The organism is Kineosporia babensis (genome assembly GCF_021129305.1).
Lineage (GTDB): Bacteria > Actinomycetota > Actinomycetes > Actinomycetales > Kineosporiaceae > Kineosporia > Kineosporia babensis.
In genome coordinates, this window is record NZ_JAJOMB010000013.1 from 45,736 (window position 1) to 59,436 (window position 13,701).

10 protein-coding genes and 2 tRNA genes are annotated in these 13,701 nt (G+C 69.4%); 8 read left to right on the forward strand and 4 right to left on the reverse strand.

What is annotated here, in order from left to right:
• Positions 1 to 65: 65 nt before the first annotated feature.
• The gene (locus LR394_RS22760; RefSeq protein WP_231445232.1) at positions 66 to 1,154 is read right to left on the reverse strand and encodes an NHL repeat-containing protein; all 1,089 of its coding nucleotides are present in this window, start codon (positions 1,152 to 1,154) and stop codon (positions 66 to 68) included.
• A gap of 106 nt (positions 1,155 to 1,260) precedes the next feature.
• Positions 1,261 to 2,136, reverse strand: a complete 876-nt coding sequence (locus LR394_RS22765; RefSeq protein WP_269329637.1) for a 3-methyladenine DNA glycosylase — start codon at positions 2,134 to 2,136, stop codon at positions 1,261 to 1,263.
• A gap of 67 nt (positions 2,137 to 2,203) precedes the next feature.
• On the opposite strand from LR394_RS22765, the gene LR394_RS22770 reads away from it, so the two are divergent.
• Positions 2,204 to 2,998, forward strand: coding sequence for a fumarylacetoacetate hydrolase family protein (locus LR394_RS22770; RefSeq protein WP_231445237.1), 795 nt, complete (start codon positions 2,204 to 2,206; stop codon positions 2,996 to 2,998).
• Positions 2,999 to 3,198: 200 nt separating this feature from the next.
• Here the strand turns inward: LR394_RS22770 and LR394_RS22775 are convergent, their stop codons facing one another.
• Positions 3,199 to 5,811: a putative bifunctional diguanylate cyclase/phosphodiesterase gene (locus tag LR394_RS22775; protein WP_231445239.1), complete on the reverse strand. Its 2,613-nt coding sequence runs from the start codon at positions 5,809 to 5,811 to the stop codon at positions 3,199 to 3,201.
• A 793-nt stretch (positions 5,812 to 6,604) separates the two neighbouring features.
• Between LR394_RS22775 and LR394_RS22780 the strand changes: the two genes are divergently transcribed.
• From LR394_RS22780 to LR394_RS22790, 3 genes are all read left to right on the forward strand, one after another.
• Positions 6,605 to 6,676: transfer RNA gene (locus LR394_RS22780), tRNA-Gln, on the forward strand.
• A 142-nt stretch (positions 6,677 to 6,818) separates the two neighbouring features.
• Positions 6,819 to 6,891: transfer RNA gene (locus LR394_RS22785), tRNA-Glu, on the forward strand.
• A 143-nt stretch (positions 6,892 to 7,034) separates the two neighbouring features.
• Positions 7,035 to 7,481 (forward strand): hypothetical protein, encoded by a 447-nt coding sequence (locus LR394_RS22790; protein WP_231445241.1) that lies wholly within the window; start codon positions 7,035 to 7,037, stop codon positions 7,479 to 7,481.
• A gap of 702 nt (positions 7,482 to 8,183) precedes the next feature.
• Here the strand turns inward: LR394_RS22790 and LR394_RS22795 are convergent.
• Positions 8,184 to 8,909, reverse strand: a complete 726-nt coding sequence (locus LR394_RS22795; protein ID WP_231445243.1) for an IclR family transcriptional regulator — start codon at positions 8,907 to 8,909, stop codon at positions 8,184 to 8,186.
• A gap of 143 nt (positions 8,910 to 9,052) precedes the next feature.
• Between LR394_RS22795 and leuC the strand changes: the two genes are divergently transcribed.
• From leuC to murA, 4 genes are all read left to right on the forward strand, one after another.
• Positions 9,053 to 10,504: a 3-isopropylmalate dehydratase large subunit gene (gene leuC / locus LR394_RS22800; protein WP_231445245.1), complete on the forward strand. Its 1,452-nt coding sequence runs from the start codon at positions 9,053 to 9,055 to the stop codon at positions 10,502 to 10,504.
• Between the two features lie 56 nt (positions 10,505 to 10,560).
• The gene (gene leuD, locus LR394_RS22805) at positions 10,561 to 11,157 is read left to right on the forward strand and encodes a 3-isopropylmalate dehydratase small subunit (RefSeq protein ID WP_231445248.1); all 597 of its coding nucleotides are present in this window, start codon (positions 10,561 to 10,563) and stop codon (positions 11,155 to 11,157) included.
• 259 nt (positions 11,158 to 11,416) lie between these two features.
• Positions 11,417 to 12,163 (forward strand): HU family DNA-binding protein, encoded by a 747-nt coding sequence (locus LR394_RS22810; protein ID WP_231445250.1) that lies wholly within the window; start codon positions 11,417 to 11,419, stop codon positions 12,161 to 12,163.
• Positions 12,164 to 12,351: 188 nt separating this feature from the next.
• The gene (gene murA, locus LR394_RS22815) at positions 12,352 to 13,668 is read left to right on the forward strand and encodes a UDP-N-acetylglucosamine 1-carboxyvinyltransferase (protein ID WP_231445252.1); all 1,317 of its coding nucleotides are present in this window, start codon (positions 12,352 to 12,354) and stop codon (positions 13,666 to 13,668) included.
• The last annotated feature ends 33 nt before the right edge of the window (positions 13,669 to 13,701 follow it).

The following is a 13,701-nucleotide window of genomic DNA, read 5'->3' on the forward strand; positions in this document are numbered from 1 at the left end:
GATGACCACAATGGAAGACGGGGTGGGCACCTTTGGTGCCCACCCCGTCCTCAGGTTGTGGAGACTCAGCGCCAGTACGGCGTGACCGTCTCGCCCTTCACCTTCTTGCCCAGCGGGACCACGGTGTAGTTCGCGCTGTCCGGGTTCTGCACCCCGAAGCGGGCGTTCACCGTCCACAGCGTGTGGTGCACGAAGGTGGCGGTGCTCGGCACGTCCAGCTTCGGCGAGGTCAGGGTCTTGCGCCAGGTGGCCCGCCAGCCCTTGCCCCGGCTGTGGTGCAGCTTCAGCTTCTCCACCGCGTTCTGGCTGTTGCCGCGGATCACGAACAGGGTGTGGCCCTTGCGCTCCAGCCCGTCGCCGCCGGTGATGCCCGGGCCCCGGCGGATCGGCAGGACCTTGGCCTCGCCGGTGTGGTAGCTGACCCGGTAGATGCCGCCGAACGTGCTGTTGTTCAGGATCAGCGAACCGTCCCAGAGGGTCTCGAGGCCGTTGGCGCCGTTCTTGCCGGCCGGGGTGAGCGGCCAGGCCCCCTTCAGGTTGATGAAGTTGATCTGGCCGGCCTTGGCCCCGGTGGCGTCCCGCAACGCGATCCGGGTGAGCCGGTCCACCCGGGAGTCGGTGACCCAGACCGCGTTCGGCTCCACCGTCAGGTCGTTCAGGAAGATCGCGCCGGGGACCTTGACCCGGTGCTTGATCGATCCGGTGGCGATGTCCACGCCGAGCACGATGCCCTGGTCGCCGTCCTGACCGGCGGCCCAGAGCAGGTTCGAGCGCGGGTCCCACTCCATCCCGCGCAGCGAACGGCCGGGGACGCCGGGCGTGAGCACCCGGCCCTCACCGGTCTTCAGGCTGCCGGTCCAGATCCGGCCGTCGGCCAGTGAGCCGGCGAAGAACTGGCGCTTGGGACCGGAGGCGATCCCCTCGGGCCGGAACCCGTTGGGCAGGTTGATCGAATCGGGGAACTTCTTGGCCGTCGCCGCGATCGGGGTGCTCTCCAGCGCCACCGTGGCCTTCGAGCCCGCCGGGGAGGCAGCCGGGGTCGCGGCGGAGTACTCCCCGGCGAGCGCTGGGGAAGCGATGAGGGCCAGTCCGAGCACCGCCGCGCCGGCGGCCGTGCGGACGTGCCCGAGGTACCTGAACCTTCTCGTTGTCATGCGCAAAGTTCAGCGAACGCACAGGATTCGCGGGGCCGGAAACACGCCGCGAGTTCGGCCTACCCCCTCGTCATCCACTTCCAAGGGCCAGACCCGAACGGGCTAATCACGCCGAAACTTCAGTCCCAGCAGGGCTGATCAGCAACTCCAGCACCGTGATCATCCTGGTGCGCAACAGCTGCGAGCGTTCGGCGAAAGCCCGCTGCCGGCTCACATACTCCGCTTTGCCCTCGGCCGTCTCGATCGCCACAGCCGGCTGCTGGTAGGACGAAAGGTCGTACGGCGAGGCCTGCATGTCGAGCAGCCGGATGTCGCGGGCCAGCTCGAAGCAGTCCAGGGCCAGGTCGCCCGGAATCGCCGGGCCCAGCTTGGTGGCCCACTTGTGCCCGTCCATCGAGGCGTGCAGGCAGCCCGGCTGGTCCAGCTCGACCTGGGTCTCACGGGTGGGCTGCAGGCGATTGCGGCCCACCGCCTTCGGGGTGAAGAACCGGAACGCGTCGAAGTGGCTGCAGCGGATCGGGTGCGCCTCGACCACCGCGTCGGTACCGGCCTGTCCCAGCCTCAGGGGGAGCGGGTGGCGGTGCTCGTCCTGCCGGTAGACCATCGCCCACTCGTGCAGGCCGAAACAGCCGGTGAAGGCCGGCCGGGTGGAGATGGCGGTGAGCAGGCGATGGATGAACCGGACCGAATCGCCGCGCTCCGCCATGAACTGCGCCGCGTCGAAACCCACCGTGCCGTCTTCGGCGGTGCTGTACCAGCGCCAGTTCTGGTGCGGGATGCCGCCGGGCGTGGGCTCCAGCCGGGTGCCGGCCCCCGGGTGCCAGCGGCGCATCACCGAGGGCCGGGTGTTGTAGTACTCGAACAGGAAGTCGTCGATCGCGTGCCGTTCCCGCCGGGCCTTGCGCTCGCGATGCCCGGCGGTCAGCTCGTCGGCCCGGCGTTCGTGCTCCCGGGCCAAGGGCTGCCACTGCTCCGCCTGCATCACCTCACACACCGCACCAGTATGTCCCGGGCTGGGGGAGGGCCGGCCCGGGGCATAAAGTCTCAGCATGCTCATCGCGAGATTCACCACCGGCGAAGACCCTCGGTACGCGGTCGTCGAGGGCGAGCAGGGATCCGGGTTCCTGCACGTCATCAGCGGCGACCCGCTCTTCCAGACGGTCCAGATGACCGGTGAGAAGGTCCGGTTCGACGACGCCGTGCGGCTGCTGGCCCCGGTCATCCCGCGCAGCAAGGTGGTTGCCGTCGGCAAGAACTACGCCGACCACGTGGCCGAGATGGCCACCACCCCGGGCGAGGCCCCGCCCGAGGAGCCGCTGCTCTTCTTCAAGCCGAACACCTCGGTGATCGGCCCGGGCGACCCGATCGTGCTGCCCCGCCAGTCCAGCAACGTGCACTACGAGGGCGAGCTGGCGATCGTGATCGGCAAGCTCTGCAAGGACGTTCCCGCCGAGCGGGTGAACGAGGTGGTGCTCGGTTACACGATCGCCAACGACGTCACCGCGCGGGACCTGCAGAAGTCCGACCGGCAGTGGGCCCGGGCCAAGGGTTTCGACACCTTCTGCCCGCTGGGGCCCTACCTGGTGCTGGACGCCGACGCCACCGACGTGCGGGTGACGACCCGGGTGAACGGCGAGACCAAGCAGGACGGCCGGACCTCCTCGCTGATCCACAAGATCCCGGAGATCGTGGCCTACATCTCGGCCGCGTTCACCCTGCTGCCCGGCGACGTGATCCTGACCGGTACCCCGGCCGGGGTCGGGCCGCTGAACGCGGGCGACCGGGTCGAGGTGGAGATCGAGGGCATGGGTGTGCTGAGCAACCCGGTGGTCTCGCGCGACTGATCTGCGCAACCAGATGTGAGACGTCCGCGGCCCCTGGGAGGGGACCGCGGACGTTTCGTTCTGGCTGGCCTCTGGTGCGCTTCGAGGTGCGCCGAGCGGTACCCACCGAGCTTGAATGTCGGTGACCAAACCGGGGACGTCCGCGGTCCCTTGAGAGGCGACCGCAACCGTTCATCCTTCTGGTTCTGCTCTGCAGTTCCTCAACGGGCCTCGGCCAGATGCCCTTCGCGGGCGGCCAGCCAGTCGATGAATCCGGCCAGCGGCATCGGCGGGGCCAGGTAGAAACCCTGCATGTTGGTGCAGCCCAGGCGTTCCAGCTCGGCCCAGGTGGCCGCGTCCTCCACGCCCTCGGCCACCACCGCGAGGTCGAGGTTGGTGCCCAGATCCACGATGGAGCGCACGATCGCGGCGTCACCCGGCTCGGTGAGCATGCTCATCACGAAGCTCTTGTCGATCTTGACCTCCTGCACCGGCAGCTGGCGCAGGTAGGACAGCGAGGAGTACCCGGTGCCGAAATCGTCGATGGACAGGCCCACTCCGAGGTCGTGCAGCCGGTCCAGCACCATCCGGGTGCGGCCCGGGTCGCGGATCACCGAGCTCTCGGTGATCTCCAGGGTGAGCGAGTCGGCCGGGACGGCGTGCCGGTTCAGCAGCCGCTGGACGCTGGCGATCAGGTTGTCGTTGAGATTGCTGCGGGCCGAGAGGTTCACGCTGACCGTCAGCCGGTGCCCGGCCCGCCGCCAGCGCCCGCAGGCCGCCACCGCCTGTTCCAGCACGGCGTCGGTGAGCTGCGGGATCAGGCCGTTGCGTTCGGCCAGCGGGATGAACGTGTCGGGGAAGAGCAGGCCGTGGCGGGGGTGGCGCCAGCGCACCAGCGCCTCCACCCCGAGCACCAGGCCGGTGCGCAGATCGGCCTGGGGCTGCACGTACACCTCGAGCTGACCGGCCGAGATGCCCTGGCGCAGCTCGGCGGTGAGGGCCAGCCGTTCCGGGGTCTCGTTGGCGTCCAGGCCCTTTTCGTACACGTGCAGGCCGGAGCCGGAGTTCTTGGCGTAGTACATCGCCGCGTCGGCCCGTTTCAGCAGGGTGTGCCCGTCCGAGCCGTGCAGCGGGGCCACGGCGATCCCGATCGCGGCCCCGACCTCCACGTCGACGCCCTGGATGCTGACCGGTTTCTCCAGCCCGCAGCGCAGCCGGGTGGCCACGTCCAGAGCCTGGGTGATGGTGTCCAGACCGGGCAGCAGCACGGTGAACTCGTCGCCGCCGGTGCGGGCCAGGGTGCCGTGCCCGCCCAGCGACTTGTGCAGCCGCTGCCCGACCTCCTGCAGCAGCCGGTCGCCCAGCGGGAGCCCGAAGGTGTCGTTGACCTGCTTGAAGTTGACCAGGTCGAGGTTCATCACGGTGAACCCGGGGGAGCGGTCGGCGCGCAGCTCGCTCAGCGCGCTGACCATCTCCTGCTGCAGCCGGTTGCGGTTGGGCAGGCCGGTGAGCTTGTCGTGCAGCGCGTCGTGCCGCAGCCGGTCCACCAGCCGGCCGTTCTGCAGGGCCATGCTGGCGTGGTTGGCCACCGTCATCAGCAACTGCACGTCGTCGGAGTCGAACGAGCGCACGTCGCTGATCCGGTCGCCGACCAGGATGGTGCCGACGATGCCGGCCTCACCCTTGAGCGGCACCAGGATCGCGTCGCGCAGGCCGCGCTCGGCGAGCAGCGGGCGGTGGCCGCGATCGCCCCGGGGGATCAGCAGCGGGCCGCCGCTGGTGACCACCCCGGACCAGCTCGGGTCGCTGGCGGCCGGTTCGGTGAGCCGGGCCCGGCGCAGCTTGCTGCCCGAGCCCCGGCTGTCGATCCGCAGCGGCTGGTGGCCGGACTCGGGGGAGACGAAGACGATCTCGGCGTAGTCGGCCCGCAGCACCTCGCGGGCGTGCTGCAGTACCCCGGTGAGGATCTCGTTGACCTCGGGCGTGCTGCTGACCGCGTGACTGAACCGGTAGAGCCGCTCCAGGCTGAGATGCCGCTCGAACAGGCTGGAGTAGCGCCGGTAGGCGGCCAGCAGCAGCACCATCGAGATCAGCAGGGGGATCGCGGCCCGGCTGGTGGCGGCCAGGGCGTGCACCGCGACCAGGGCGATGCAGGTGACCCAGGCCGAGGTGGCGGCGCCCCGGCCGGCCTCGAGAAAGAAGTCCCGGCGCTTGGTCTCGCCGTCCACCACGGCCAGCACCACGGTGACCGCGACCGCCGAGAGCAGGCCGCCGCAGACGGTGGCGACCAGGGCGGCGGCCCAGGCCTGCTGGTCGATCACCGCGCCCTCGCCCCGGATCAGGTTGAACAGCAGCAGGGCGAGCACCGACTCGGCGAACAGCATGGAGCCGTTGAAGAACACCTTGACCGGGCCCTGGCGGCGCCACAGCACCAGCGCGGCCAGCACCCCGATCAGCCGCCCGGCCACGAACGCACCGGGGGAGGCGAAGAACAGGCCGAGCACGGTGGCGATCTCGTTCATCGAGATGGCGCGGACCTGGCGGTGCCCGTTGACCTGCACCATCTGCACGACGATCTCGCAGGCGGCGGCCAGCGCGGCCACCGTGTACCAGTCCAGCTGCAGCAGCTCGCCGCGCCCGCCCAGCTCCTGGGTGAGCGGCAGGAACCACAACCCGGCGCCGAACGCGACCAGCAGCAGGCTGACCCCGATGATCCGCAGCGAGGTGAGGTCCGGGCGCAGCGGGGTTGGTGTCCGGCGTGACACGGAGCGACCCGGTCGGGTCAGCAGGGCCAGCGGGGACAGTTCGGTGAGGCGGAAGCCCAGAACTGCCATCCGTCACCCCCTGCGATCAGGGACGGGGACGCAGACCCGAGCGCGATTCGGCTCCAGGAGCGGGCCGGACCGGGCCGCGAGAGCGCGCCCCATCAGCCCGCCACCGGCATGCCGCCGGACCCGAAAAACAGTGCTTGAACTGTGAACATCCCCGTCCCCCGGTGGTCACGCCCCTGTGTGCTGGAGCGTAGCTGAACCGCCGATGCGCCAAGAGCGGAAGTCCGGACGATCTCGTGGTCGACACCTTACCCATAGTCATATTGACACCGACGGGTGTTGGACACGTTGCGTGGCGACAGCTCACGGTGCGAGCGGGCGGCGTGCGGGTGGAGGGGCGCATCCATCACGCAAAGTAGTGGAAAGTTCTGAGGCTGGGGGTGCCTACGTCTGCTTCGTGCACGGTTGGCCGTTGCGGCCGGCGGCGCTGCGGCGGGGCTGGTGGGGAGGGATTCGCCGGTGCTGGGGATGCGTGCGGATGGGTTGTAGGAGGAGGTGGCCTGTACCGCGCTGGATCGCAGGAAGGTGGGCCTGCATCCGAGTGGTCTGCACCGGGCGGTGGGCGGGTGTTCGTGGGGTGAAGGTGCTGTCGGGGCGGGCTGCTTCGGTGGGCCTGGCCGCGATCGGCCGGTGTATCCGCCGGTCCGGCGGCTCCGGCAGCTCGGGCGGGGTCCCGGCCGGACGGCAGGCCGATTTGGGTCCACGGTCGCGTACCGGTAATGTTCTCTTCAGGCAGCCGCCCAAGCGGAAAGATCGCCTCCTCGGAGATGATCTTACGGCGGGATGGTTACCTGATTGGGGTATGGTGTAATTGGCAACACGGCTGATTCTGGTTCAGTTGTTCTAGGTTCGAGTCCTGGTACCCCAGCTCGGTGAGATTGTTACAAGGCAGGCTCATGCCCGCCGGAACGACAATCAGGCCGATTCGGAAATAGCCGAGAGATCGGCTAGGATCGAACAGCTGGCAAGGCCGAAAGGCGCAGGCCAGCAAGGCAAGACAGCAAGAATATGGCCCCGTTGTGTAGTGGCCTAGCACGTCGCCCTCTCAAGGCGGTAGCGCGGGTTCGAATCCCGTCGGGGCTACACCGAGACACGGCCCTCGACCTCTTCTGGTCGGGGGCCGTCGTCGTGTCCGGTAATCTCTCGCCGACCTGCGAGAACATGTGGCTGCCCGGGGGTAGGGCGCCACCGCGGGGGCACCAGTGGAATCAATGGAGGGAAAGCTCATGACGGCCCAGATCGGACAGATGGTCCGGGAGTTGCTCGCGGGCGACCTGAACGCGTATCCGGAGCGCACCAAGGCTCTGGACGAGCAGGGCTGGAACGCCTTCGGCGAGATCGTCGGTGCTGCTTTCTACCGGGCCGTCGCCCAGATGCTCACCCCGCAGGCCGACGTGGCCGCCTTCGTGGCCGCTGCGGCCGCCCCGTACGCCCAGACCCCCGTGGCGATCGACCCGTCCGCGGCCGAGGCTCTGGTCCGCTCGGTGCTCGGTGACGACGCCACCGTGGGCCAGGTGCTCGAGCAGCTCGACGAGCCCGACCTGGCCCGGATCGAGCTGGTCCTGCTGCGCCGGCTGATCGAGGACGGCAACGGCGCGATCAAGGTGGACGCCCTGGTCGACTCCGCCCAGGACGAGGCCGCCGAGTTCAGCGGTGAGGCCGGCGTCTCCTGACGTCTTCTCGCCGCTGTCCGAGCCCGTTCGCCCCCGCCGGGGTGACGGGCTCGGTTCCGTTTTGGGGCGTGCGCCTGGTGATGTTCGGCGGATCACCTGTGACCTGACCAACGCGCGCCGGGCGGGGTGAAGTTGTACTGGAGTACCGGGAACTGCGGAAAGCCGTGCGGGAGACGCGATCGGCATCACAGTGCAATCGCACTGACTGGTGAGAGGTGGCTCTCACCGATGACGAGAACACCCGCTGGCTCTGGCCTCGTCGGCGTGAAATCTCCGCCGGCTCAGCCATCCCGGCCACTTCGTGGCCCGATCGGCTGGTGATCGGCCACCGGCGTCCGTGATCTGGCCGGCTTCTCAGGGCCGATCGGGAGGGGCACAGCCGGCCACTCTGGTGCGTGAGTTGGTTTGGTGACCACGAACGTTCGTTGGTGGGTCACCGCACCGGTCGCGTGACCTGGGGCCTGTCCTGCGGATCTTTGCCTACTGCAGGGCACCCGGGACGCCGTCTGACCGCGTCCGGTGTGGCCCCACGCAAAACCATTGCGAGGGGCCCCACCGGCCACGTCAGCCGACGTCCGGGCACCTCCTCGCTACGGCCCTGATCCACAGGACAGGCCCCAGCCGTGCTGCGGGCTGATCCGACCGTCCGGCTCAATCCGCCGACCACCGGGCGCATCCCGGCGCCCCAGCGGTCAAAGTGGTTCAGCCCTGGGGCTGGCTGCGGCGCAGGACCTCGGTGAGCCGCCCGGCCGCAGCCACCACCGCAGCCGCGTGCTGGCGGCCCGGCTGACGGGTGAAACGCTCGACCGGGCCGGAGATCGAGACCGCCGCGACCACCCGGCCGGACGGTCCCCGCACCGGCGCGGACACCGAGGCGACCCCCGGCTCCCGCTCCGCGATGCTCTGCGCCCAGCCCCGGCGCCGCACCGCCGACAACGTGCTCGCGGTGAACTTGGCGCCGTTCAGCCCACGGTGCAGCCGATCCGGTTCTTCCCAGGCCAGCAGGGTCTGGGCGGCCGAACCGGCGTGCATCGACAGGGCCGAGCCGACCGGGATCGAATCCCGCAGCCCGACCGGCCTTTCCGCCGCGGCCACGCAGATCCGCTGATCACCCTGACGGCGGAACAGCTGGGCGCTCTCGCCGGTGTGGTCGCGCAGCGCCGCCAGAACCGGCCCGGCGGCGGCCAGCAACCGGTCCTCGCCGGCCGCGGCGGCCAGTTCGCCCAGTCGCGGCCCGAGCACGAAACGCCCCTGCAGGTCGCGGCTGACCAGCCGGTGGTGCTCCAGGGCGACCGCCAGCCGGTGCGCGGTGGGCCGGGCCAGCCCGGTCGCGGTGACCAGCTGGGCCAGGGTGGCGGGCCCCGCCTCCAGGGCGTCGAGCAGCACGGCTGCCTTGTCCAGGACGCCGACTCCGCTACTCTTGTCCATGGAGCGATACTGTCGTCTCACGAAGCGAGACGCAAGTCCGGCCAGCACCGGACTCCGGCACCACCGCCGATCGCGACCGGTTGGGCACCGCGAGGTGCCCGGTGAAACACGAACGGGCTGACCCCGGATGGAGGCTGATCAACGTGGGCCGCACGCTGGCGGAAAAGGTTTGGCAGGCGCACACGGTGCGCACCGGCGAGAACGGTGAGCCCGACCTGCTCTACATCGACCTCCACCTGCTGCACGAGGTGACCAGCCCGCAGGCGTTCGACGGCCTGCGGATGGCCGGGCGTCAGGTGCGTCGCACCGACCTCACCATCGCCACCGAGGATCACAACACCCCGACCCTCAACATCGACCAGCCGATCGCCGACCCGGTCAGCCGCACCCAGATCGAGACGCTGCGCAAGAACTGCGCCGAGTTCGGGGTCCGGCTGCACCCGCTGGGTGACCTGGACCAGGGCATCGTGCACGTGGTCGGCCCGCAGCTCGGCCTGACCCAGCCGGGTATGACCGTGGTCTGCGGCGATTCGCACACCTCCACCCACGGCGCCTTCGGGGCCCTGGCTTTCGGGATCGGCACCAGCGAGGTCGAGCACGTGCTGGCCACCCAGACGCTGCCGCTGAAGCCGTTCCGGACGATGGCGATCAACGTCGACGGCGACCTGCCGGCCGGAACCAGTGCCAAGGACATCATTCTCGCGGTGATCGCGAAGATCGGTACCGGCGGTGGCCAGGGCTACGTCCTGGAGTACCGCGGTTCGGCCATCCGGGCGCTGTCCATGGAGGCCCGGATGACGATCTGCAACATGTCGATCGAGGCCGGCGCCCGGGCCGGGATGATCGCCCCGGACGAGACCACCTTCGAGTACGTGAAGGGCCGCCGGCACGCGCCGGAGGGCGAGCAGTGGGACGCGGCGGTGCAGTACTGGAGCACCCTGCGGACCGACGAGGACGCCACCTTCGACACCGAGGTGTACCTGTCCGCACCCGACCTGGAACCGTTTGTCACCTGGGGCACGAATCCCGGTCAGGGTGCTCCGCTCTCGGCGGCCGTGCCGGACCCGGCGAGCATCGCCGACCCGGACGAGCGCAGCGCCGCCGAGCGGGCGCTCACCTACATGGACCTGACCGCGGGCACCCCGCTGCGCCAGATCGCCGTGGACACGGTGTTCATCGGCTCCTGCACCAACGGCCGGATCGAGGACCTGCGCACCGCCGCGGCGGTCTTCGAGGGCCGGAAGAAGGCCGACTCGGTGCGGGTTCTGGTGGTCCCCGGATCGGCCCGGGTCCGGATCCAGGCCGAGTCCGAAGGTCTGGACAAGGTGTTCACCGAGTTCGGGGCCGAGTGGCGCCAGGCCGGCTGCTCGATGTGCCTGGGCATGAACCCGGACCAGCTGGCGCCGGGCGAGCGCAGCGCCTCCACCTCCAACCGGAACTTCGAGGGCCGGCAGGGCAAGGGCGGGCGCACGCACCTGGTCTCGCCCGCCGTGGCCGCCGCGACCGCGGTCCGCGGAACTCTCTCCTCACCCGCCGACCTGGCTTCCCCGGGGCTCGAGGTCGCTTCGCAGCAGGGCGCTTCCACCGCCAAGTAAACCTCGGCAGCCCTCGCCCGCCACTTCAGACCTCACAGCTAAGGAACAGCGAAATCATGGAGAAGTTCAGTACCCACACCGGTATCGGGGTCCCGCTGCGCCGCTCGAACGTGGACACCGACCAGATCATCCCGGCGGTGTACCTCAAGCGGGTGACGCGCACCGGGTTCGAGGACGGCCTGTTCTCCGCCTGGCGCCAGGACCCGGAGTTCGTCCTGAACCAGGAGGCCTACAAGGCCGGTTCGGTCCTGGTGGCCGGCCCCGACTTCGGCACCGGTTCCTCCCGCGAGCACGCCGTCTGGGCGCTCAACGACTACGGCTTCCGGGTCGTCCTGTCCTCCCGCTTCGCCGACATCTTCCGGGGGAACTCGGGAAAGGCGGGACTGCTCACCGGGATCGTCGAGCAGGCCGACGTGGAGAAGCTGTGGACCGCGCTGGAAAGCCGCCCGGGCACTGAGGTGACGGTCGATCTGACCGCCCGGAGGGCCGTCTGCGGCGACCTGACGGTGCCGTTCGACGTCGACGACTACACCCGCTGGCGGCTTCTGGAGGGTCTGGACGACATCGGCCTGACCCTCCGGCACGTCGAGGACGTGACTGCTTTCGAGTCGAATCGGCCACACTTTCTGCCGACCACTCTGCCGGCCCGCTGAGGACCCCCTCAGTCCCAACCGGAATCACCATTCATTCTCGGAATTAATTGAAAGAGAATGAGTTTCGCGAAACTCGGCGGTCCGCGCCGGCCCTCGGAAGGGGCCGTGCGAGGGCCGCCGAGGGCGGTTTGGGGGGCGGTTTTGCGTTGAGACACAACGACAAAACCTCACTCTGTATTGGATTTATAGGCCGGATTGCGTTTACCTTCATCTTCGACATCAGGCTTCGAGCCTGATCCCATGTACCGGAGGATGGAAAGTGAACAAGGCAGATATCGTCGAACTTCTTCAGGAGCGACTGGGTGGCCGTCAGGCTGCGGCCGACGCCCTGGACGCCGTCATCGACACCATCACCCGCGCCGTGGTCCGCGGCGAGAAGGTGACCATCAGCGGTTTCGGTTCTTTCGAGAAGGCCGTCCGCAACGCCCGTACCGGCCGTAACCCGCGTACCGGCGAGAAGGTCCGCATCAAGAAGACGTCCGTCCCGCGTTTCCGGGCCGGCACGTCCTTCAAGGCGTACGTCGCCGAGCCGCGCACCCTGCCGAAGCCGGTTGCCGGTTCCAACCGCGCCGCCACCACCCGTGGTGTCGCCGCCGCCGCCAAGGCTGCTGCGCCGAGCCGGGCCACCAAGAGCGCCGCCACCAAGGCCACCGCCGCCAAGACCACGGCCGCGAAGAAGACCGCCACCAAGGCGACTCCGGCCAAGACCACGGCCACCAAGACCACGGCGGCGAAGAAGACCACCGCCACCAAGGCTGCCCCGGCGAAGACCACCACGGCCGCGAAGAAGACCGCGACCAAGGCCCCCGCCGCGCGCAAGACCGCCACCAAGGCCGCTCCGGCCAAGGCCGCGGCCACCAAGACCACCGCGGCCAAGACCACGACCGCGCGCAAGACGGCCGCCAAGAAGACGGCGACCACCGCCAGCCGCACCGCCACCAAGGCCACCCCGGCCCCCACCGCCGCGAAGCGCACCACCACGCGTCGTCGCAGCACCACCGCCTGATTCGTTCGCGGTACGCACCAAAAGCATCACCCCTCCACACGTGGTGGGCGTCCCGGAACCGGGATGCCCACCACGTGGCTGTTTTGGCCGCCCCTTCAGAAACCGCCCACCTGGGCCGACAGCAGCTACATGAGCTTTTGAGCGGGCCGGAATTGGTACTTGGCCCGACGTGGGCCACGATGTGTTCCATGAACGACGTACTCACCGTGCACGGCGGCACCCCGCTGGTCGGCAGCATCCAGGTGCGAGGTGCCAAGAACCTGGTCTCCAAGGCGATGGTGGCCGCGCTCCTCGGTGAGGAGCCGAGCGTGCTGCGTAACGTCCCGCAGATCCGCGACGTCGGTGTCGTGGGTGGTCTGCTCGAACTCCACGGCGTTCAGGTCGAGGAGGTTCCCGGCCCGGAGGGCGAACTCCGGCTGGACCCCAGCAATGTCATTCAGGCGCACGTCGCCGACATCGACGCGCATGCGGGTTCCAGCCGTATCCCCATTCTTTTCTGCGGCCCTCTGCTTCACCGGCTGGGTGAGGCATTCATTCCCGATCTCGGTGGGTGCCGGATCGGTGACCGTCCGATCAATTACCACCTCGACGTGCTGCGGCAATTCGGCGCGGTGGTGGACAAGCAGCCGAACGGAATTGCCATCCGGGCCCCGCGCCGGCTGCAGGGCACCAAGGTCAAGCTGGAGTACCCGAGCGTCGGCGCCACCGAACAGGTGTTGCTGACCAGCGTTCTGGCCGAGGGCGTCACCGAGCTCACCAACGCGGCGATCGAGCCCGAGATCATGGACCTGATCGCGGTGCTGCAGAAGATGGGCGCGATCATCAGCGTCGACACCGACCGGGCGATCCGGATCGAAGGCGTCGACCGGCTCGGTGGTTTCACCCACCGCGCGATGCCGGACCGGATGGAGGCGGCCAGCTGGGCCAGCGCCGCGCTGGCCACCAAGGGCGACATCACCGTGCTGGGCGCCCGCCAGCAGGAGATGATGACGTACCTGAACGTGTTCCGGAAGGTCGGGGGTGTCCTGGACATCGGCGACGACGGCATCCGGTTCAGCCACCCCGGCGGGGAACTGAACTCGCTGGTCCTGGAGACCGACGTGCACCCGGGTTTCGGCACCGACTGGCAGCAGCCCCTGGTGGTGGCCCTGACCCAGGCCAGCGGCCTGAGCATCGTGCACGAGACGGTCTACGAGAACCGGCTGGGCTTCACCCAGGCGCTGCGTGACATGGGCGCCCAGATCCAGCTGTACCGCGAGTGCCTGGGCGGCCGGCCGTGCCGGTTCGGCCAGCGCAACTTCCTGCACTCCGCGGTGATCTCGGGCCCGGCCAAGCTGCACGGCGCCGACATCACCGTGCCGGACCTGCGGGGCGGCTTCAGCCACCTGATCGCCGCGCTGGCCGCCGAGGGCACCTCCCGGGTGCGCGGGATCGGCCTGATCGACCGCGGTTACGAGCACTTCACCCAGAAGCTGCAGATGCTGGGCGCCAACTACGAGCGCTGAGCCGAAGAAGTTCCCCCGGAGGCGATGCTTCCG